Origin of the sequence: Stieleria mannarensis (genome assembly GCF_014154935.1) — a bacterium.
In the GTDB taxonomy this organism is placed as follows: domain Bacteria; phylum Planctomycetota; class Planctomycetia; order Pirellulales; family Pirellulaceae; genus Stieleria; species Stieleria mannarensis.
In genome coordinates this window covers 83,620-104,277 of record NZ_JACEHH010000012.1, presented here as the reverse complement: position 1 = coordinate 104,277, position 20,658 = coordinate 83,620, and the positions used below count along the sequence as shown (strand labels likewise).

The 20,658-nt window shown below is 59.1% G+C and carries 18 protein-coding genes; 14 read left to right on the top strand and 4 right to left on the bottom strand.

Features of this window, described 5'->3' with window-relative positions; genetic code table 11:
* Nucleotides 1-337 precede the first annotated feature (337 nt).
* Together H1B37_RS10395 and H1B37_RS10390 are read left to right on the top strand one after the other, a co-directional pair.
* Nucleotides 338-3,817: a PVC-type heme-binding CxxCH protein gene (locus H1B37_RS10395; RefSeq protein WP_182866578.1), complete on the top strand. Its 3,480-nt coding sequence runs from the start codon at nucleotides 338-340 to the stop codon at nucleotides 3,815-3,817.
* A 56-nt stretch (nucleotides 3,818-3,873) separates the two neighbouring features.
* The gene (locus H1B37_RS10390) at nucleotides 3,874-5,262 is read left to right on the top strand and encodes a sigma-54-dependent transcriptional regulator (protein WP_436298269.1); all 1,389 of its coding nucleotides are present in this window, start codon (nucleotides 3,874-3,876) and stop codon (nucleotides 5,260-5,262) included.
* 151 nt (nucleotides 5,263-5,413) lie between these two features.
* Here the strand turns inward: H1B37_RS10390 and H1B37_RS10385 are convergent, their stop codons facing one another.
* Entirely contained in the window at nucleotides 5,414-6,040 is a 627-nt protein-coding gene (locus tag H1B37_RS10385; protein ID WP_286177601.1) for a DUF3124 domain-containing protein, read from the bottom strand.
* A gap of 178 nt (nucleotides 6,041-6,218) precedes the next feature.
* On the opposite strand from H1B37_RS10385, the gene H1B37_RS10380 reads away from it, so the two are divergent.
* On the top strand, nucleotides 6,219-6,806 hold the full coding sequence (locus H1B37_RS10380) for a peroxiredoxin family protein (protein ID WP_182866576.1): 588 nt from the start codon (nucleotides 6,219-6,221) through the stop codon (nucleotides 6,804-6,806).
* A gap of 10 nt (nucleotides 6,807-6,816) precedes the next feature.
* Complete coding sequence (gene sugE, locus H1B37_RS10375; protein WP_182866575.1) at nucleotides 6,817-7,128, top strand: quaternary ammonium compound efflux SMR transporter SugE; 312 nt, start codon at nucleotides 6,817-6,819, stop codon at nucleotides 7,126-7,128.
* Nucleotides 7,129-7,214: 86 nt separating this feature from the next.
* On the opposite strand, the gene rnk is transcribed toward sugE, so the two are convergent.
* The 3 genes from rnk to H1B37_RS10360 form a co-directional block, all read right to left on the bottom strand.
* On the bottom strand, nucleotides 7,215-7,637 hold the full coding sequence (gene rnk / locus H1B37_RS10370) for a nucleoside diphosphate kinase regulator (RefSeq protein ID WP_182866574.1): 423 nt from the start codon (nucleotides 7,635-7,637) through the stop codon (nucleotides 7,215-7,217).
* A gap of 168 nt (nucleotides 7,638-7,805) precedes the next feature.
* On the bottom strand, nucleotides 7,806-7,976 hold the full coding sequence (locus tag H1B37_RS10365) for a hypothetical protein (protein WP_182866573.1): 171 nt from the start codon (nucleotides 7,974-7,976) through the stop codon (nucleotides 7,806-7,808).
* A 206-nt stretch (nucleotides 7,977-8,182) separates the two neighbouring features.
* Nucleotides 8,183-8,395 (bottom strand): hypothetical protein, encoded by a 213-nt coding sequence (locus H1B37_RS10360; RefSeq protein ID WP_182866572.1) that lies wholly within the window; start codon nucleotides 8,393-8,395, stop codon nucleotides 8,183-8,185.
* 186 nt (nucleotides 8,396-8,581) lie between these two features.
* On the opposite strand from H1B37_RS10360, the gene H1B37_RS10355 reads away from it, so the two are divergent.
* The 10 genes from H1B37_RS10355 (at nucleotide 8,582) to H1B37_RS10310 (ending at nucleotide 20,644) form a co-directional block, all read left to right on the top strand.
* Entirely contained in the window at nucleotides 8,582-8,857 is a 276-nt protein-coding gene (locus tag H1B37_RS10355; RefSeq protein WP_182866571.1) for a hypothetical protein, read from the top strand.
* A gap of 208 nt (nucleotides 8,858-9,065) precedes the next feature.
* Nucleotides 9,066-9,545, top strand: a complete 480-nt coding sequence (locus H1B37_RS10350; protein ID WP_182866570.1) for a hypothetical protein — start codon at nucleotides 9,066-9,068, stop codon at nucleotides 9,543-9,545.
* A gap of 274 nt (nucleotides 9,546-9,819) precedes the next feature.
* Nucleotides 9,820-10,326, top strand: a complete 507-nt coding sequence (locus H1B37_RS10345) for a hypothetical protein (RefSeq protein ID WP_182866569.1) — start codon at nucleotides 9,820-9,822, stop codon at nucleotides 10,324-10,326.
* A 186-nt stretch (nucleotides 10,327-10,512) separates the two neighbouring features.
* Nucleotides 10,513-11,016, top strand: a complete 504-nt coding sequence (locus H1B37_RS10340) for a hypothetical protein (RefSeq protein WP_182866568.1) — start codon at nucleotides 10,513-10,515, stop codon at nucleotides 11,014-11,016.
* Nucleotides 11,017-11,558: 542 nt separating this feature from the next.
* The gene (locus H1B37_RS10335) at nucleotides 11,559-12,125 is read left to right on the top strand and encodes a hypothetical protein (protein WP_182866567.1); all 567 of its coding nucleotides are present in this window, start codon (nucleotides 11,559-11,561) and stop codon (nucleotides 12,123-12,125) included.
* 217 nt (nucleotides 12,126-12,342) lie between these two features.
* Nucleotides 12,343-13,476, top strand: a complete 1,134-nt coding sequence (locus tag H1B37_RS10330; protein ID WP_220498142.1) for a caspase family protein — start codon at nucleotides 12,343-12,345, stop codon at nucleotides 13,474-13,476.
* Entirely contained in the window at nucleotides 13,473-15,326 is a 1,854-nt protein-coding gene (locus H1B37_RS10325) for a hypothetical protein (protein WP_182866565.1), read from the top strand. The genes H1B37_RS10330 and H1B37_RS10325 overlap by 4 nt, the downstream gene beginning before the upstream one ends.
* A gap of 24 nt (nucleotides 15,327-15,350) precedes the next feature.
* Nucleotides 15,351-16,736 (top strand): hypothetical protein, encoded by a 1,386-nt coding sequence (locus H1B37_RS10320; RefSeq protein WP_182866564.1) that lies wholly within the window; start codon nucleotides 15,351-15,353, stop codon nucleotides 16,734-16,736.
* Nucleotides 16,737-16,773: 37 nt separating this feature from the next.
* Entirely contained in the window at nucleotides 16,774-19,155 is a 2,382-nt protein-coding gene (locus H1B37_RS10315; RefSeq protein ID WP_182866563.1) for a caspase family protein, read from the top strand.
* 220 nt (nucleotides 19,156-19,375) lie between these two features.
* Nucleotides 19,376-20,644 (top strand): hypothetical protein, encoded by a 1,269-nt coding sequence (locus H1B37_RS10310; protein ID WP_182866562.1) that lies wholly within the window; start codon nucleotides 19,376-19,378, stop codon nucleotides 20,642-20,644.
* Nucleotides 20,645-20,658 lie beyond the last annotated feature (14 nt).

Here is a 20,658-nt window from a genome sequence, read left to right as displayed (position 1 = left end):
GCACCTGGCGCGGCGCAGCCCTTTTGGACACCGCTACGCTGATTACAATCTTCAAGCTGGAAAAGACCTGGATTCATTGGTGGATCGTCGGACGACGTCCTTCCGGGGCATCGCACAGCGTCCCATGGACGACGGCGCCGGAAGGGCCATCGTACTCCGAAACCGCTCGTCCTAGTTCCGGACGGTCACTGACCCTGCAAACTGCCCCCTTTTCCGCAGCCCCCCTCACCCATCGCGTCGTTTTGCCACTTGGCGATTTTCTCGCGGACATGGTTTACTCTTGTGACCTGCTCCCCAGCCCAGAATCTTCATGAACACTCTCCGCAGCTTCGTTGCAATGCCCCAAAAAACTTTCCTACCACTGCTGCTCTCCAGCGTCCTGGCTGCGGTGATCGCGGCCCCATCGGCCCAGGCGGCCGAGCCTTTTGAATTCCGCGAGAACGATGTGGTCGCGATCTATGGCAATGGTCTGGCCGACCGAATGCAGCACGACCCGTGGGTCGAAACGGTGCTGCAGAGCCAGTTGAAAGGCATGAACGTCAGCTTTCGCAACATGAGTTTCTCCGGCGACATCGTCAACAAACGCCCCCGCAACAAGGGCTTTACGAACGACGCCGAGTACCTGCAACACGTCGCCCCGGACGTGTTGTTCAGCTTCTACGGGTACAACGAGTCGTTTGCCGGGCCGGCCGGAGCGGACGCCTACCGGGGCGAATTGGTCAAGTTGGTCGACCGATACACACAATTGCGAAAGGAGGCCGGCAAGGACATTCGCTTTGTCTTGTTCAGCCCCATCGCCTATCAATTCACCGGCGACCGGCATCTGCCCGACGGGAAAGAACTGAACGCGAACTTAGCCGTCTACACCGAAGCGACGCGACAAGCGGCGGCCGAAACCGGCGCCACCTTCGTCGACCTGTACACGCCGACCCTTCAGCTGTTTCAGTCCGATTCCAAACGGTACACCATCAACGGCATCCACCTCAACGCCGATGGCTATCGAAAGCTCAGCCAAATCATCTCGCAGGCGTTGCTCGGCAAAACCGTGCCGGCCGACGAAACGCTCGCCGACATCTACGCGGCGGTCGAGGACAAGAATTGGCATTGGCACAACCGCTATCACGCCACCGACGGCAACGACATCTGGGGCGGCCGATCGACGCTGACCTTTGTCGATGGGCAAAGCAACGCCGACGTGCTGAAACACGAATTGGTCATGCTGGATGTGATGACGGCCAATCGCGACAAAGCGATCTGGGCGGTCGCCGAGGGGAAAGAATACACCGTCGACGACAGCAACGTCCCGCCACCGGTGAAGGTGATCTCCAACATCGGCGGAGGCAGCAAAAGCTCCAGCGCCGCAAAAGAAGGCAGCATCGATTACCTGAGCCCCGAGGAATCGTTGGCCAAAATCAATGTACCCGAGGGCTATGAATTGAACGTCTTTGCCTCCGAAGTCCAGTTCCCCGACCTGGCCAACCCCGTGCAGATGCAGATCGACGCCAAGGGGCGGCTGTGGGCTGCCAGCTGGAACACCTATCCCAAGTGGGAACCCGGCAAGGAGATGAACGACAGCCTGATGATCTTTGAGGACACGGACAAAGACGGCAAAGCCGACACGCGCAAGATCTTTGCCCACGTTCATAACCCGCTCGGGTTCGAGTTTTGGAACGGCGGCGTCGTCGTCACCTCCGGACCCGATCTGCTGTTTTTGAAAGATACTGACGGGGATGACAAAGCCGACGTGCGTTACCCGATCCTACAGGGTCTGGGAACCGCCGACACACACCACGCGGCCAACAACTTGGTGTTCGGTCCCGACGGCGGGATCTATTGGCAAAGCGGGATCTTTCTGGTCCACAACCACGAAACCCCGTGGAAACAGAACCTGAACATCGGCGCTTCGGGCATGTATCGCTTTGACCCCCGGACCTTCGCGATCACGCCCCACGCGGGCAACTCGCCCAACCCGCACGGCACCAGTTTTGATTACTGGGGTTACTGCTACGCCAACGACGGCACCGGCGGCAGGTCGTATCAGGTGCGTCCCGAAGGCAAGGGGTTCAAGATGCACACCCTGCTGGAAAAAGAATTCCGCCCCGTCGCCGCCAACGCGATCCTGTCCTCCCAGCACTTCCCCGAGGAACTGCAGAACGACTTTCTGATCTGCAACACGATCGGCTTCCTGGGCGTGAAACAGTATTCGCTGGATCGCGAAGGCAACGGCAAAGACCGCGCGTTCGGACACGTCTGGGGAACGCCCGGATTGGAACTGCTCAACAGCGACGACCGTAACTTCCGCCCCACCGACGCGGTCATCGGTGAAGACGGCGCGTTGTATGTTTCCGACTGGCACAACGCCATCATCGGTCACATGCAACACAACATTCGCGACCCCAACCGTGACCACAAGCACGGCCGTATCTTCCGCCTGACGGTCAAGGGTCGCCCGTTGCAGCAGCCCGTCAAGATCGACGGCCAGCCGATCGCAGCATTGCTGGAAAACTTGAAACACCCCGTCAACGGTGTCCGCCACCGCACGCGGGTGGAATTGAGCGAACGTGATAGCGACGAAGTGATCGCGGCGGCACAGCAATGGATCAAGGATTTTGATCCCAACGATGAAACCGAAGCCCACCACTTGCTCGAAGCACTCTGGTTGCATCAGCAACACGGTGTCCGCAACGAAGCGTTGCTGGACACGCTGCTCAGCAGCGACGTCAAACACGCCGTCGTCGCGGCCAGCACCGTGAAGCATTTTTGGGAGAACGTCGACACGACCGGGGCGAGCGGATTTGAGGCGCCGGCCGAGATCGAGTTCGTCAAATTCGATCCCCCCAAGCATCTCAATCGTGCCGATCGCAAGGTGTACAAGCTGGGCGCGGAGGTTTACCAACGTGAATCGCACTGCGCGACGTGTCACCTGACGCACGGCAAAGGCAGCGGAAACATCTATCCATCGCTGGTCGACAGCCCTTGGGTCAACGGCAGCGAAGAACGTCTGATCAAGATGACGCTGCACGGGCTGTGGGGCAAACTGACGGTCAACGGAAAGACCTATGATCCCTCCCGCGGCGTGCCGCCGATGACCGCGTTCCGATCGTTGCTCAACGACAAAGAGATTGCGGCGGTGTTGACCTTTGTGCGGAACACCTGGGGCAACCAAGCCTCACCGGTCAGCCCGGAGAGCGTCAAACTGGTGCGTGAACAGACCGGCGACCGGTCGACGTTCTGGACGCCCGACGATTTGCTCGCCGAGCACCCGCTGGAAGCCGAACTAATCAAGAGCGATCCGGGAGCGGAAGTCAAGGAGTTCTCTAATCAAGCCTTGGAAGAAGAGCTGCTCAGCACCCCGTATGCCGAATTGGCCAAGGTTGCGATCGATCAAGGCAACTTGCGTCGCGGTAAAAAACTGTTCTATCAATCCGCCGCCGCATGCTTTGCCTGTCACGACCCGCCGGGCGGAGCGGCGCGTCTGGGGCCGGATTTGACCAAGATCAAAACCAAGCTGACGCCCGAGCAACTGGTCGAATCGATCCTGGATCCTTCCAAACTGATCGACAAGGAATTTGCACAAGTGAGCATCCTGACCGCCGACGGCAAGGTGCAAACCGGTGTGCGGATCTCCGAGAACGATGACGAGATCGTCTTGAGAAATCTGGCCGCCCCTGAGCCGATCACGATCGCCCAAGACGACATCGAAGACGTCAAGGAATCCAAGGTTTCTCTGATGCCGGAGAATCTGGTCCGGCAACTGAAAAGCCGCAAGGAATTCAATGACCTGATGAAGTACGTCATCGAAGTCCGCAAACGCTAGCGGAAACACGCCGAGTGGCAAGCTTTCCCGAGTCTTCTCCGTTCCGCTAGGATTCGTTGATGAGCCAGCCTAATCACCGCATCCTGATTGCCGACGACGAACCGTTGTATCGCAATACGACGGCCGAATTGCTCCGCGACGAAGGGTACGAATGCGTTTGCGTGGAAAATGCCGATGACGCGATCACCGTCCTGGCAGAACACTCGTTTGATCTGATCCTGACGGATCTGAACATGCCCGGCAATTTCCAGCTGGAGCTTCTCAAACAGGGACGAACGACCTATCGGCATGTTCCGATGATCGTCGTGACCGGCGTGCCCTCGGTCCCCAGTGCGATCGAAAGCGTTCGTCTGGGGATCGCCGACTACCTGCTGAAACCGGTCAAGTTCGACGAACTGTTGGCTGCGGTCGTCCGGGCCCTCCGCGGGCGATCGTCCGCGACCACGCCATCGGCCGATCTCGTCACTGCCGCCAAGTCAAACTCACGCGGCGGCACCATCATCGGCCAAAGCGCTCCGATGTTGGAAGTCCTGGACATCGTTGACCGCGTCGCGGCCAGCAATACCAACGTGCTGATCACCGGTGAAAGCGGAACCGGTAAGGAAGTCATTGCCAAGGCGATTCACGACGGAAGCGGCCGCCATGAAGACGCATTTCAAATCGTCGATTGCACGGCGATCCCGGAATCGTTGTTCGAATCCGTCCTGTTCGGTCACGTCAAAGGATCCTTTACCGGTGCGATCAAGGACCAACAGGGATTGCTGCGCCGCTGCGACGGCGGCACGGCTTTCTTTGACGAACTCGGCGAGTTGCCGGCGGCTTCGCAAGCGAAATTGTTGCGGGTGATTCAAGAACAAACCTTCACGCCGGTCGGTGAAAACAAACCGGTCAAAGTCGACACGCGTTTCATCGGCGCGACCAACCGCGACCTGCACGCCGAAGTCGACGCGGGGCGGTTCCGACAAGACCTGTATTATCGGCTGGCGGTGATTCACATCGAATTGAGCCCGCTGCGGCGGCGCGGCGACGACGTGCTGCTGCTGGCCGATCATTTTTTGAAACAATTGCGGCCCAAGGGATCGACCTTGAACCGTTTCTCAGCCGAAACGCTGGAGTGCTTTCGACGCTACCACTGGCCGGGGAACATTCGCGAACTACGCAACGTCGTCGAACGCGCGGTGACGCTGGCCCGCGGCGACCAGGTCGAACTCGCCGATCTGCCTCCTCAGATTCTTGATCCTGAACCGTCGCTGGCCGGTGAAGCCGACTTGGCCGAGATCTCTCGTGATGAAGCCCTCGACCATGCCGACCGGGCTTATCTGTCCGCGCTGCTGAAAAAGCACGAAGGCGTCATCGCCCGCGCGGCGCGACAGGCCGGGCTGTCACGCCAGGGTTTGAACAAGTTGCTCAAACGACATCAGATCAGCGCCGACGAGTTTCGCTAGTGCGGCGTTTTTGGGGTATTCCAAAGGTTTCAAGCCATGAATTAACCCTCCCTGGAAGGGAGGGGCGAGCGCAGCGAGGGGAGGGTGTCTACTATAGCCTCGCCTCTTCTGTATCTGCCCGCTTTTCGATGGCTGTAAAAACAATCGACCGTCATTGATCGTTCTGAACCGGTGCGATCTCTCGAATCGCCGTTCCCGCGCGGGCGAAAGAAATCCCTTGCTGGCCCTCGGTGTCAATCATGACCGCTTCGATGATCGGTTCGGAGACGCGTTGCTGGGCCACCCAGTCGACCAAAAAGTTCGCACCACTGCCGCCCGAACTGTCATCTCGTTCGATCAAGAACTCCGTCGTTCCCAGTGGTGCCAGAGTGAGCGGTTGCTTCAGGTACGACTTCACTTCTTGTCCCCGCGTATCAAAGTAACGCACGCTGCGGACGGCGATTGGATGCTCGTCACTCGTGTTGCGAATGCTTAGCGTGATCGTCAACAAATGCGGGTTTCCGTCCTCGTGATAAACGTGGGAATACGCCGGGACATAGACGACTTGCCCGGATGTGGCCGCCAGCGGGATCTGTTCCGCGTCGTCGATGGCGGCAATCGGACCATCGGGTTGGGGGAATTGGTAACGCAACGAATCCTCAAACTGATCCATCCGCCGGCCCATGTACACCGCATAGATCAGCAGCGGCAGGAAAAACACCACGACCGCCACGCCGATGAAGATCTTGAATTGGAACATGAAGGAGTCGACTTCTTCGGCGGTGATTTTCTTGGACATGCTTCAGCGTTCGGTGCGATGGATCAGCTATTCGTCGGACGTCTTTATGACAGAAATTGATTGACCGGTGGCGGACGGGGAGGCGGATTGGCGATCTCCGCAAATCGCGGTGTGTTCGCGTTACAAGTCAGACTCGCCCTTTCCCCATTCGATAACACTGAGGTATAAGATGATCCCGATGATTCGGCAACTAGGATTTGGTAGCGTCCTGCTTTCGCTTGCCATCACGGTTCCGGCAATCGCCCAATCCCAGGCTTCCAAGCCTGTGGAAATGGCCAAACGGACGCTCGCCAAGGGCAAGACGGCCAAGGATTTCCAGTTGCAAGCGATTGCCGGCGAGCTGTCGGGGTCGGTGCAGTTGAGCCGGGTGAATGCGAAAGGCCCGGTCGTCATCGTCGTTTTGCGGGGATTCCCAGGGTCGCAGTGCCCCGCGTGCACCGCCCAGGTCGGTGACTTCGTGAAAAACGCCGAGCGTTTTGCGGCCAAGAACGCGCGGGTTCTGTTGATTTACCCCGGTCCGCGATCGCAGCTGGACCGACATGCCGACGATTTCCTGGATGGCACGACGTTGCCCCAACCGCTAACCTTCCTGCTCGATCCGGGCTACGCATTTACCAACGCCTACGGATTACGCTGGGACGCTCCGAATGAGACGGCATATCCATCGACGATCGTCCTGGATGAATCGGGCACGATCACTTACGTCAAGATCAGCGAAACACACCGCGGCCGATCAACGGCCGACGAAATCCTGAAAACCTTATAGCGTCATTTCTATGGCATGGATCTATCTGCTGATCGCCGGCTGTTTGGAAATCGGTTGGGCGATCGGATTGAAGTACACCGAAGGCTGGTCACGTTTCTGGCCGAGTCTGGCGACCATCGCAACGATGGTCGCCAGCTTTTATTGCTTGGCTTTGGCAGTCAAAGAGATCCCGATCGGCACCAGCTATGCAATCTGGACGGGGATCGGTGCGGTCGGCACGGCCAGCTTGGGAATCGTGTTGTTCGCCGAACCCGTTTCCGCGATGCGGATCGCGTGCATGGGATTGATCGTCGCCGGAATCGTAGGCCTGAAACTGGCCTAGACCGGTGAGGACTCGGCGACGACGCGGGGAGGGGGACTTACTTGATGGATGACGCCACCTCATCACCCAAAGCCCACGCACCGCGTTTACGAAGGGCACGCGGCGATGCCGTCACGTTCGGGTTGATACAACAATTCTTCGACCCGCCAGCAGCCCTTTCCGCTGGGAACCGTCCAACGGACCAGGTCGCCGACACGATAGCCCAGGATCGCCGTCCCGAGCGGGGCCAGGACCGATAGCTTGCCGCCCTTGATGTTGGCCTCGTCCGGATACACCAACGTGAACGTTTCGACTTCCTTGGTCTGCATGTCCTTCAAACGAACGATCGAATTCATCGTGATCACGTCGCCGGGAACTTCCTCTGGAGCAACAACCGACGCACGGTCCAATTCACCACGCAGGTCGTTCAGGTAGGGCTTGTTACGAAACACCGCCGCCAACGTGCTTTTGAACAAGTCCTCCAGACGCTCACGATCTTTGTTGGTGATGATGATTCTCTTCTTGGCCATGACGGTAATGATCTCGACGGAAAGGGATGGGGGGAAGCCTGCAAGGTTCTGCAGAACAAAACGAGCTGGACCGTTTCACTTTGACATCGCGACGCTCGATGCGAGCGTGGAAAGCGCCGGGGATCCACCTTCTGGCGAAGGTAGCTACGTGAAAGTGGCGCCGTCGGACTACGCGAGCGTGCGCAGCAGAATCGCAAGACAAAACAATGCGAGCAAAGCGAGTTGCCCGAACAGCATCTGGTGACGCGGTGCGATGGGAAAAGGTTCGTCGACCTGCGTTTGGTCGGTCCGTGCATAGACGACGGACTCGTGACGAACCGATTTTTCTGGGTTGCGCATCAACATCGTTGTGAGTTCCGGCAAGGGGAAAAGACAGGGCATCGCCGGAGTGGAAAGCAATCGCTATGCCAATCGCGATCTTCCGCTCACTGGGAAGACATCGGACGTGGTTCACGATTCAACGTAGCTACCTTCGCCAGAAGGTCATTCTCACTGGGTTTCCACGCTCGCATCGAGCGTAGCTACATTCCAGCGGGACGGTCCGGCTAGCCTGCATCGAAATCACCCGAGCGGTCACCCGCAACGGCCTCTCGCAGACGCTCCAGCACTTCGGTCGGGCTCAGCCCCTGATGGATGCACACGTAACGCAGCGACTTGCCCGCGCAACTCGTGTCCAACCGCATCGCATTGAACACGCGGGTCGTTTCCGGATGCTCAATGATCCATTCGGGGATACTGGTGTCGAGGTCACAGTTCATAAACAGATTGTAGCACGACCACGCGAGAATCCGGCTGCTTCGAATTTCGAGTCACGCACCGGAAACCGGGGTTTCCGGTGCGTCAACTGAAGTTGACGGATTTACCCTGTCAAACCGCGGTTCATCCGGGATCGACGCCACTGGCCCGTTGATTGCACGTGGGTTGGCGTAACCCACAACGAGGCAATGACGATGTTTCATGCACTGATCGCCAATGCGCATTCCGATTCCAAGACCCCGAATCCGATGGTGACCACGACGCCGTCTTTGGATCCGGCGACGACACGCACGCGTTTTGAATCCGAGGATCGGAACGATCGCCTGCTCAGCCAAGAGGAGCGACGCATCCTGGTGTGGTTGCTGCCACTGCTGATCTTGTCAATTTCCCCTCCGATCCTGCTGGTCATTTTGCATTGGTTCTTCCCGCACGTGATGTTTCTGGACACGGTCCAGGGGCCATGACCCGCATCGATCGCGTTAAATTGATGCCATTCGTAGTCTTTTCCGCTCACGTGAAACGCGGAATTTATTCTTTTGCCGCCCCTTGCCCAGAACTTTTTTCGTCAGAAACCTTGGCTTCGTGAAATGATCTTCCACTAGGTCGTCTTTCTTTGGCAACGGCGTCAGCGATGACGCCAACGACTTCACCCCCAAGACCAAGGACAAGACGATGAACATTGCCAAGAAGATCACTTTGGGCCTGCTGATGATCGCACCCGCCGCCGCGGCACGAGCGGAGTTTCCGATTCATGGCCCGTCGCCACGATCGATTCACCGCACGGTTCAATCGGTTCCGGCCTATCGGCTGGCCCGCCCCCAGATCACCACCGGCACCCGCATCACGATGTTCGCCAACTTTTTGCAACAGGATCCCGGCATCGTGTTGCTCGAAATCGGTGGCACCACGACCCGTTGCGAGTTGCTTGAGTGGTGTTCCAACTCGGTCACCGTGCAATTGCCCAGTTTTGGCGTGGCCGGCCCCCAGGATGCTCGGATCCGAATCGTGCTGCCCAATGGCCGAGTGGCGAAATCCGTCTCCGTGATGCTCGTCCCCCAGCCCAGCATGATTGTTCACGAGGAAACGATCCCCCAGCCGATGCCGACCGCCGAAATGCCGAAGCCGGCGATCTACGCCGATTCGGAAGAGTAACACCGGCCCATCGACCCTCCTGCCAGGAGAGTGATTTCCAAAAGCCGCACGAGTTTTTCCAGGGAGGGTTAGTAAACGCCACATCACATCTGAGGTTGAAAACCGTACGACCTCGAAAGAGCGGATGCCCCTCGGGCATCCGCTCTTTTTTTATTGTCGTCGGCCGCATCTTTTTTTCATTTGCTGAAACACTTTGACCGCATCGCGTCTTTCCCTTGCATCGGCCACTGAGCCAGACGTCACATTTCCACCCCGTGCTTCGAGGACCTAGAAGATGAATCTCACCGTCAAAACCACCTTCGCCGCTTTGTTGATGACCGCCGGAATGATCGGATCGGCCCAGGCCGACCAGCCGACCGATGGTTACTCGACCTTGGCCGATTGGACCCGGCAAATTTCTCGCGTGATGGAGCGGCCCGTTCAGTCCCAGCCGGCCTATTCGCTGAGCCGACCAGAAGTGGTCAGCGGGACTCGGATGACCGTCTTTGCGGGATTCCTGGAGCACCAGACGGGAGCGGTCCTGTTGGAGGTCGGCGGCACCGTCGCCCAGTGCCGAATTGTTGATTGGCGAACGAATTCGGTCACGTTTTACCTTCCCATGCTGGGCATGGCGGGAGGGCGTGATGCGACGCTTCGAGTCGTCAAACCCAGCGGTCGCATCGCCAAAACGCTCGACGTCCGACTGGTGCCACAACCGGAGATCGTGATCCACGGTGAAACGGTTGGCCAACCGGGACCGGCCGCGGGATACGTCGGCCTGCCCAGCTACGCAGCACACTGAACCGACCGCCGGACCGCCGAACGATCGAGACCGCCAACGGAAACGTTGGCGGTTTTTTGCTGCGCACCGAACGAAAAGAAATTTCAAAAAGAGTGAAACGAATCCGCTCGCAAGCGTCTTCTCTTCGTAACCGCGTCACAACGACGCTCGAATCGAATCGAAACGACATCCATCAAGGAAAACACAATGACCAGCCCACAAAAAATCGCCTTGACCGTCCTGATGTTCCTCCCTGGCGCTGCGGCACTGGCGGAGTCTCCCCAACCGAGCAGCGGCCCCACCGCCGTCTACCGCATGGTGCAGTCTGTTCCGGCCTATCAGCTGCGTCGACCGCAAATCACCACCGGTGCCCGCATCAGCCTGTTCGCCAATTTCCTCCAGCACGATCCGGGCGTGGTGCTGCTGGATGTCGCGGGCACAACCGCCCAGTGTGACGTGTTGCAATGGAAGCCGAATTCGGTCACCGTGCAGTTGCCTCGATTGGGACTGGGCGCACCGACCGACGCGAGGTTGCGGATCGTCAAACCCGACGGACGCGTCGCCAAAACCATGGCGGTTCAACTGATCGCACAACCCGAGATCGTCGTGCATCAAGAAACGATCGCCCAACCGATGCCTGCCGTGGGAAGCGCTGAATCGGCCGTGTACGCCGAGCCCACCAGCGGCGGCATCACGTTTTACAGCGAATGATCGACCACAAACACGACAGCCATCCGACAAGGGCATCACCAACGTGATGCCCTTTTGGGGTTGGGGCGTAGACGCCAAGTTGAGAATGAACCCACCCTGGCGAGCTTGTGCGGTTTTTAAATTCACCCTCCCTGGCAGGGAGGGTGAATTCTTAACTTGATGCCGAACCACAGCGTCTGTCTCCGGCCGCTCGCGCATCGCGTCCACCCCTTGCCGAAAAACAGGCGTGCCGTTGAATCCCAAAATCTCTGAAACACTTTCACGCAAACGCGTCTTTATCGAGCAGTGGCCAATTGGCCAAAACATTTCACGACTCGATCGAAAGGTGTGTTGCGATGAACGATCTCCTGAAACCTCCCTGGCTGGCTTTACTGCTTTCTGCAGGCATCGTCGGCGTGGCCAATGCGGGGCACCCCTGTGTGCGGCGACCGTGTGTCCGACTTCCCTGCGCTCGACTTCCCTGTGGTCGGCTTCCAACGGCATGTGTCAATTGCACCCGAGCGCCCTGTGTGTGCATCTTCATCGCTCGGGCGAATTCACGCTTGCCCTCAAAGACGGAGGTGATCGCGTTGCCCGACACTCGCCCGAGTCGTCTCAATGCACCGTTCAACGCACCCATCAACGGGGATTCGTCACCGCAGGATTCCGGTGCCGGCGTGCTGCATCATCCGGTGAGACCCGATGGCTGCGGACCGAATCTCCCGTCCCCGGACTCGTCTTGGGATGGGCGGAGTATTCTCGGGCCTTCGTGGCAGGTCCCGATCGGGCGAACCGATGTGGTCAGCGGGGCACGGTTGACGGTGCTGGCGAATTATCTCCAGTACGTGCCCGGGACGGTCCACTTGATCGTGGCCGGCACCACGTCGTCGTGCCGCATCATCGCTTGGAGCGACACCTCGGTCACCGTTGACCTGCCGAATCTGGGGCTGCGACAGACGATGGATGCGGTGATCCGCGTGGTCCGGCCTGACGGACGCGTTGCCAAAACGGTCCCCGTGAATCTGATTCCCGCACCGACCGTGATCATGCACCGCTGGGACGCGGTGCATCGGGTTTCGCAAACCCTCGGGGCAGGGATCACCGCCGCAGCAGGCATCTACGCCGACTGACCACGGCACGACGCCATTTGCAAAGCCGCCTGCGCTGCCGGTGGCTGGGTGGAAATCCTGAGAAAACGAATCGACGGAATCCTCCGGTTATACTATCGAAAACCACCCCAGACGCCGCGCCATCATGCTTCGAATCCATTCGCTTCTTCTCGCACTGTTGTCATCATTGCACCCGACCGTGACGTCGGCGCAACCGGCGACGGAACCTCAAGGACGCATGCACGCGATCCTGATCGGCGTGGACGATTACTATCGATCGACCAGTTTGAATTACGCCGGAGCGGATGTCCGATTGCTCAAGGAGACGCTGCAAACGCATTGCCGATGCGACAGCGTCTACGTGATGACGCAGCAGGGTTCGCCACGGGATCAACCCGATTTTGCCAAGGTGCTCGGTGCCCTGCGAGACGAATTGCATCTGGCCAACAATGGCAACTACGACTCGCTGCTGATTTTTTTTGCCGGGCACGGTTTGAATCATCTCGATGACGGCAGTCTGTTCCTGGCACCCGGTGATTTTATTCCCGGCTTGGAGAAACAGACCTGCATCCCGATCGCCCTGGTCCGCGAGCTGTTGGCTCATTGCGATCACATCGAGCGCAAAATACTGATCCTGGACAGCTGCCACGCCGGATCGAAAACCGACGACCGAGAGGAGTTGCGGTCTCAGCCCACCGGCGGCGAAATCGCCCGGCAACTTGGCAACCCCGGCGGGTTGATCACGTTTGCCAGTTGCCGCAGCGAGCAGTCCAGTATCGAATGGCCGCAGCGACGGCACGGGTTGGTGACGTTTTGGATGTGCGTCGGGCTGAGCGGATGGGCCGACCAAGAAACCGATGGCCGGCGGGACGGACAAATCCAGGTCGGGGAACTTCACCAGTTCGTCAGCAAAATGGTCGCATCGACGCTCGACCTGTTCGCGTTGCGAAAAGGTGTGCGTCACCCACAACAGCCCGACCTGATCGCCCCGACATCGGAGCACCAAACGGTGATCGCGTCGGTCGACCATGATTCCGATTCCCAAGCGATCACGTCCTCGCTCGCAAAAGCCTCGCGTCTGATTAAGCTACTCCGCCCCGAAGACGCGATCGTGGAACTTGAGAATGCGATGAAACTGAAACCCTGGGATCCCGAGATTTGCGCTTGGAAGGCGAAGGCCCATCTGCATTTTTATGAAAAATCGAAACGAAGCGAACACTTGGCGACGGCGCTGGCGGATCTGGACACCGCGATCTTGCTGACCGAGTACCTGATCAAGAATCGAGGACGCCGCGACCTTTCATCCGACCTTCGGCAATATCAGATCCGACGCGAAGGGCTGATCGCCGAATATCCGGAGGTTGCACGATGACCCGGCCACGCCCGTCAAAGTTTTTGGCATGTTGCATCGTCGCCACCTTCCTGAGCGGCGGCGGAGCGTTTCGCAACTGCCTGGCCGACAACTCTCGTTTGTGCCTGATCGGCACCGCCGATCGCGACGCCGCGGCGGACGTATTGAGTGTATCGCTCGTCCGTTCCTTCAGCCGCTGTGGTTTTTCCGTCGTTCGGGAATCCGTGCCGCGTCGGTTGGCGCGACAAGCGATGTCGGCCGAACGATTCGTGATCTACGTCCGAGGCCGCGCGGCCATCAGCGAGTCCGACTGCCAGATTCATACCGATCAACCAGGAACCACCGTCTCGCTGGGGAGAATCGTCGGCTTGCTCAATCGCGTCGATCCCCAACCGAGACACGTCATCATTGTGGGTGACCTGCAATGTGACATCGATGTGGCAGCGTTTCAAAATTGCTTGTCCAGGCTGGTGTCTCGATCCGATGTGCCGATCCATCTCATCGCGCGTCTGGCCTCAAGCGATGATCAAGGCAGCGGTCGCTTGGCGATGGAAACGCTCCACCGCGCCACCACGTCGCTGCGACTGCCCGATGCCGACAGAAACGGGGAGCTGTCGGTCGGCGAACTCGTTCGGTTTTTCGTCGCCGAGTCTGGAAGCCCGGAAACGATTTTCAGCGTCGCATCGCCGACATCGTCCGAAAACGGAACGGTGATTCGGTACCGGACCGCCGATCTGGAACACGCGTTGGAAGACATCGCCGACGAAGTCGCGCGATATTGCCATCACCCCGCGATCGATCATGTCGCGGTGCTTCCATTCCTACTGACCGCCGGCCAAGAAGTCCGGTCCAGCCAGCTGGGCCGCTACCTGTCCGAGCGTGTTCGGCGTCACCTTGTTCACAAGCATCAGATCGATGCGTGTCCGGACGAACACGAGGTGATCGAAACACTTCGAACCTCGCGAATCCGCACCCGTGAAATCGTCCGCCGCGCCGGAGAGGTTTCCCAGGCACTGCTACGTGAATCCCACCGCCGGGGTGTGGTCGTGTTCGGACGGATCGACGCTCTCGTCCCATCGGGCACTGACTTCACCGAAATCCGCGGGCTGCAACTGCGACTGGTCACGCTTTCATACGGAAAACCCCAACCGGCGATGCAACTGGCTGTCGATTCGATCCGGCTGAAACCGGGGCACTCGGGCATGGTTTCGCCACGCCAGCGGATCGCGATGTCGCGTCTGGAAGGTCTGAACGATGACTCGCTGGCCGTGCATCCGATGACCGATCCGTCCTTTCGACCCCGCATCTACCTGACGGTCGACGGAAAACGCGTCGACCATGAGTACATCAACCAGGATTCTCGCATGTCGGTCCGCGTGGATCCGAACACCAGCTACGAGATCGTCGTCGACAACCAAGGCGGCGAGGCGTTTTTTCTGCGGTTGTTGGTTGATGGGAAGAACACGATTCCCGAGCGTCCCTATGACAATTCGTTCGGCAGCAGCACCGAGCGACGCCCGGGCATCCTGGTCAGTCTGCCGGAGGCGAGATGTTGGTACGTGGCCGAGAACGCGATTCATACCTTCAAGGGATTTTACAACGACGTCGACAACGGCGACGGCCAAGCGGTCGCGTACGGGTTTCGGGTCACCGACCAATTGGACGACGACGCCTACGACAACTTGGACACGGGCGTGATCACCGCCGCGATCTACAAGCCGATTGCCAAATCCAGATCGTCGATGGGGGCGATTCCCCAGTTCGCGACCGAACTGGGCCGGCGCCTCGAAGCGCCGATCGCTCCGTACCGCGGCAAACAGGCACCTCGGGATGAGCCGTCGGATATCATTTATATTGACTATGGGTTTTGAAATTCTTTCAACGTTTCCAGCATCATGTATTTCATCGCTCCATTAAAATGTCCCGTCGGGCGGCACAACGCTTGCACGTGGATCATTGTCGCATTGGCCGCCTTCATCGCGGGGGCAGATGCCACAACGGTCCAGGCACAAACCCGCCATGCGATCGTCTTTGCACCGGGGCAATACCAATCGCTGCCCGGCGCGGCTTACCATGCTCTGAGCGCCAAGGGACTTCCGCGGCAGTTGGAACGCAGTGGTTTCCAGCGTCAACAGATGCGAATCTTGACCGGCCCCGCTGCGACCAAAAAAGGACTGCACGACGCGATCGAAGATGCGGTCTTGTCCGTTTCCCCGGGTGACATCGTGGTGCTGATCGCGCAGTCGTATGGCTTTCATTCGGGCGGAGCGGATTATCTGGCGAGCTATGCGACCGAGCTGGCCGCCGACGGAAGCGTCGCCGGCGAAGCGATCGACGTTGCGGCATTGGGGCGCAATCTGGCGGACATCACCGACACCCAACAAATGATCCTGATCGATGGGCACAGCCACGGCGTGGGGATTCCGGAAGAAGCGGCGGCGCGATTCGGGCGCTCGTTGCCGGTCCCCGCGGCCGGTCAAGTGATCGCCGTGGGGCGTCAGAGTAAATTGATGACTCGCAGCGGGGTGACATTGACCGCGTTCAGCTGGTCGTTGTTTGACGGTCTGGACTCACACGCCGATCGTGATCGCAGCGGAGGCGTCTCGGCGCAAGAATTGACGCGTTATGCTTCGGACTTTGCCGCCGATGCCCGTGTTTCGGTTCCTCGGATCGCAGGCAAACTGTCCGGCAATGAAAGTCTGTTTCTTGTGACGTCGCCGGAACAAACGCGCTATGCAGATCAATTAAACCGGCAGGCACGACGTCTGGCCGCCGAGGCCATGCAAGCCTTGCACCTGGAACTCGATGCGAAGGCCGCGATCAATCTTCTTGACCGAGCCAAACGACTCTGCCGCGACGACCAGATCGAAGCGTCCATCAACGACTCCCTGCGCTCGGCCGACGTCTTGTACCGAGGGTTTGACGCGGTCTTTGCCCCATCGGTCAAACCCGAGCGTTCGTGGCAATTGATCATCGAAAAACCCACCCCGCTCTTTGTCGCATTGAATCCTGTTCCCGTAGCAACCCTGGAGATCGGGACGGTGGTCCGGATCGACCGGCGACAAGGCACCTGGCTGGAGGTCGAATCGGTTCGCCGTCCCGTCGTCGATGGCGGAACGTTGCGGTTTGCCGATGTGAACCTGCCCCCGGATGGATTTGTGCGGACGAGCGATTTCCGCGGGGCCAGCTCGCAAGTCGTTCCCAGTGAGTATCTGAAAAACCAACTGGTGAGGATTCAATCGCCCGCCGGAGCACCCAGTACCAATGCGTCAGAAGAATAAGATGACTCGCCCCACCACATCCATCGGAAACGAAGTCATGCGAATTTTAACCTTCACCCTTGCGCTCAGCTGCATTGTCGCACTGCCCCACGGCCGGGCCGATGCTCAGTGGCAAGGGATCGCGCGAGGGATCGCCCAGCAAGCGATGTCCAACGCGCAGCCGCGTCCGCGTTCCTATCGACCGCAAGCGACCAGTCGGCCCGTGGCGCCGTCGCAAACGATCAATCGGCAGGGAACGACCACATCGACGTCTCCGGCGGTGACGGGGCGTGGGACGACCGGCGCCACAAATCAGCCATCTCAACCGGCGACTCCCACGAAGTATTCTGCGTTAATCGTCGCCACGCGGGACTATTCCCAAGCCGGCGAACTGCCCTCGCTTTCAGGGACCAACCGCGACGCCGAACTGATCGCCGCGGCGCTCCGTCGGGGTGGTTACGACGAAGACGATATCACGTTGATTTACGACGATGCGGAATCCGAATCGTTGCGTCCGACCAGCGTGAACATCGAAAAACAGTTCTTCGAGTTTCTTTCCCGAGCCGATGCCGGCGTCGCAACGATCTTCTTTATCGGCCACGGCATCACGCACGAGGGCAAAAGCTACTACTGCGCGCAAGACACCAACGACGAATCCCTGGCCGATCCCAACCCCGATGCTGCCGGTCTGATTTCGATCAACGCCCTGGCCAACGTCTTCGCCAAGCCTGCCAACTGTGCCGCGGAAAACAAACTGATCGTCGTCGATGCCTGCCGAAACGCCGCGTCGGACCAGTATCGCGGACTGGTGTCGTCGCTTTCGACGATCGAAGACGTCGCCGATGATGTCTGGATTCTCAGCAGTTGCAGCGAAGGCCAACGATCGTGGATCAGCAATGACATCGTCCAAGGCGAACAACACCCCGTCTTCACCTACTATTTGGCACAGGGGTTGGAAGGCGCCGCCGACTTGCTGGGCGATCACGACGGACGGGTCGGACTGTTCGAATTGTTCACCTATGCGTTCGTCAAGACAAGCGAAACGGTTGACGCGTTCGAGGCCAAACCGGGAAGCCCACCCACCCGTCAAACGCCAGAACTGTTCGGACTGGCACCGCCGTTCGAACTGGCCACCGTCAGCAATTTGGTCGCACGCCGCACGCTGACCACCGGCGACGTGCAAGCCGAAGCAAGACGCTCGGCCGATCAGATCGCCGATGACATGCTTGTCAACCTGCGAACGTCCGAAGCCTTGTTTCGACAACAAATCTCCGTCGATCGATCGGACGAAGAGTTCGCTCGGTTGCAAAACACACAGCGCGGGTACTTGAATTATTTGCTCGGCAATCGAATCCGGGCGGCGCTGGAGATCAACGCCGACTGTCGGCTGGCGCACTTGGCCCGTGGCATCACCTATCGACAAGCCGGCCTGTTCGCCGAAGCCTTGGATGGTTTCAATCGTGGCGCTGAAAACTTTACCTTGTTCGTCGTTTCCGATGACCAGAGTTTGCATCGACACTTCGTCAGCGATGACCAGGGGAACCGGCTGGTCGACGCCAATGGGGTTCCCGTGCCGAAAATCAAACGTGAGACCGACGTGACACGAGTGCAGGTATTCAGTGAACCGGGAAGCGGTCCGGCGGCCACGATCGCGCGAGAATCCAAAATCAAAATCGTTGACGTTCGCGACGTCGACGACCAGCAATGGCTACGTTTTGACACGCTCAATGACGAACCGATCGGTCCCTATTGGATCAGCCGCGACCTGGTGCACTGGTTGCCCGACGCCGTCGACGTCTACACGCCCAGCACGGTGATGCGACCGATGGGTGCAAGTGCCTCCGGGGTCGCCAATCGATTTGATTACGCCGCCAATCAAATGTCTCAGTTGGCCGATCGCATGGAATTGCCGGCCCGTCGACTCGATCAAATCGCAGTCCAGATGCGAGAGCCGGGAGAGCGGATTCGAGCCGCCGGTCAAAATCTCGGCCGAGGAATCGACGAGTTCAACTACCGGGCGGCCAGGGCGTCTGGGCTGTTGAATTCGATTCCCGGAGTCTACGTCCCTTCGTTCGGCATTCCCAACTACCCCCGTCGGATCGCAGACTCCGCCGCCTACTATGCCGACATTCCAGCCACGATTGCGTCAGTCGCCGCCGGCAAAGCCCGAATACCGGCGGGATTCGTCCGCCGTGGCGGAGGTTATGTCCAGATGCCGTCCAACTACATCCACCGCGTTCAAGGCTGGTCCGGCCAGGCGGTCAAGTACGAATCGGGGCATCGGCAGCAGGTCAAAATGGAGCAGAAACGCAAGAAGCTGGAAAACAACGGGCACCTCGGCCCCGTCAAAGCGACTCCGATCCGGATCGCCGACTTGCCCTGGTTGTTCGACCGTGACTCGGAGGACGAAAAAGAACGCCAAAAGTCTACGGATTCCTGAAACGATTTGCGTTGCGTCTGTCTTTCCCTCGTTGGACAACGCCACTTTGCTCTCGAAACATCGTGATTCGCCGGTCAAACGTAGCTACCTTCGCCCAAAGGTGGATCCCCGACATCATCCACGCTCTGGCGAGCGTAGCTACATCGAGTCGGCGTTGTCCAGCACGAGAACGTCGCCGCCATGGGGGCGTCGCAAGGGACACACGTTTTTTGGAAATGAAATGGCAATCCAGCACTTCCCACGAATTCTGATCGGTTTACTCGCGCTGCTCTGGAGCGTCCAGTGCCGGGCGGACCGAGCGGGCAATTTAATTAGCGAAATCAACGACAAGGCGGCGTCGGTCGCCCGCGAACTGCAACAACAAGGATCGCGAGTCGTCGGCGTCTTAAAGTTCGAGGTTCGCGACCAGCACCGGCGTTCGGTCCGCGGCGATGATACGCTCAGCAGCGAATGCGGCGACTGGTTGGAAACCGCCTTGCGACGATACGCGTCCAATGGCAACTTGCAGATCGTCAAAAACGCCAGCGAGGTGGCCAGCAAAACGGCCGGGGCGAATCATCGTTCCGAAGCCGGACGGCAACGGTTGTTTGCGGCAAACTATCGCTTGCCCGATGGGAAGCCGGCCAAGGTGGACACTTTCGTGACCGGCCGCATCGTCGTTCGGCAAGACTTGGCCAGCGTCCGGGTGATCCTGCAATCGGTCCACGATCGCCGCCAGCGTCCCCTGTATTCGCTGGACGACTTTGACGCCAATACCAAGATGTGCATTCTGAATCAGTTGGGTGTGCCGTACCACCTTCGTGACGGCGGATCGGCCGACCAGGTGCATTTGAGCGCCCTGGAAACACTCCGTGACCCCGAACGCAACCACCCGGCGAAACGCAATCCGCTGATCTCCTTTGAAGTGTTTTACGACGGGACCCCCGTGCCGCCCCGAATCGTCGATGGCATGGCCGTGCTGCCCGAGCCGCGGCAAGGCCAACACGTTTGGCTGAAATTGAAACGTCTGGACCAATCCGACAGAACCTTTGCGGCAGTCGTCAAAGTCAACGGCGAGAACGTGTTGTGGCGAAAACGCCTGGTCGACTTTGCCGGCCCCAAGTACGTGCTGCACAAAGGCGACCCCGCCATCATGATCAAAGGGTTTCAGAAAGATGACGGCCAAGCCGACGCCTTCCAGATCGCCTCGGCCCAGCGATCGCGTGAACTGGAATCGGTTTACGGTGCGGATGTCGGTACGATCTCGATCACGGTTTTTCAGCAGGGTGAACCAGAAGATACGATCGCCCCCGAACTTCAAAGCCTGGCGATCGGCCAAGCGGACAGCGAATCCGCCACCATCACGCCGGACAAGTACGTCACCCGCGGCGTCATCCAGGCGGGATCACGCGTCACCACCCAACGGGTCCGCCTGGTCGATCCGATTCCCTGGGATCCAACGCCGGTTCTGTCGTGCGTGTTTCATTACTATCAACCCGGCGACAGGTAGTGGGCATGAGTGTT

What these genes read in the sequence shown, in the direction of transcription:
- H1B37_RS10395 (WP_182866578.1), top strand. Translation starts at nt 338, where the DNA reads ATGCCCCAAAAAACTTTCCTACCACTGCTGCTCTCCAGCGTCCTGGCT.
- H1B37_RS10385 (WP_286177601.1), bottom strand. Translation starts at nt 6,040, where the DNA reads ATGTCCAAGAAAATCACCGCCGAAGAAGTCGACTCCTTCATGTTCCAA.
- H1B37_RS10380 (WP_182866576.1), top strand. Translation starts at nt 6,219, where the DNA reads ATGATTCGGCAACTAGGATTTGGTAGCGTCCTGCTTTCGCTTGCCATC.
- sugE (WP_182866575.1), top strand. Translation starts at nt 6,817, where the DNA reads ATGGCATGGATCTATCTGCTGATCGCCGGCTGTTTGGAAATCGGTTGG.
- rnk (WP_182866574.1), bottom strand. Translation starts at nt 7,637, where the DNA reads ATGGCCAAGAAGAGAATCATCATCACCAACAAAGATCGTGAGCGTCTG.
- H1B37_RS10365 (WP_182866573.1), bottom strand. Translation starts at nt 7,976, where the DNA reads ATGCGCAACCCAGAAAAATCGGTTCGTCACGAGTCCGTCGTCTATGCA.
- H1B37_RS10360 (WP_182866572.1), bottom strand. Translation starts at nt 8,395, where the DNA reads ATGAACTGTGACCTCGACACCAGTATCCCCGAATGGATCATTGAGCAT.
- H1B37_RS10355 (WP_182866571.1), top strand. Translation starts at nt 8,582, where the DNA reads ATGACGATGTTTCATGCACTGATCGCCAATGCGCATTCCGATTCCAAG.
- H1B37_RS10350 (WP_182866570.1), top strand. Translation starts at nt 9,066, where the DNA reads ATGAACATTGCCAAGAAGATCACTTTGGGCCTGCTGATGATCGCACCC.
- H1B37_RS10345 (WP_182866569.1), top strand. Translation starts at nt 9,820, where the DNA reads ATGAATCTCACCGTCAAAACCACCTTCGCCGCTTTGTTGATGACCGCC.
- H1B37_RS10340 (WP_182866568.1), top strand. Translation starts at nt 10,513, where the DNA reads ATGACCAGCCCACAAAAAATCGCCTTGACCGTCCTGATGTTCCTCCCT.
- H1B37_RS10330 (WP_220498142.1), top strand. Translation starts at nt 12,343, where the DNA reads ATGCACGCGATCCTGATCGGCGTGGACGATTACTATCGATCGACCAGT.
- H1B37_RS10325 (WP_182866565.1), top strand. Translation starts at nt 13,473, where the DNA reads ATGACCCGGCCACGCCCGTCAAAGTTTTTGGCATGTTGCATCGTCGCC.
- H1B37_RS10320 (WP_182866564.1), top strand. Translation starts at nt 15,351, where the DNA reads ATGTATTTCATCGCTCCATTAAAATGTCCCGTCGGGCGGCACAACGCT.
- H1B37_RS10315 (WP_182866563.1), top strand. Translation starts at nt 16,774, where the DNA reads ATGCGAATTTTAACCTTCACCCTTGCGCTCAGCTGCATTGTCGCACTG.
- H1B37_RS10310 (WP_182866562.1), top strand. Translation starts at nt 19,376, where the DNA reads ATGGCAATCCAGCACTTCCCACGAATTCTGATCGGTTTACTCGCGCTG.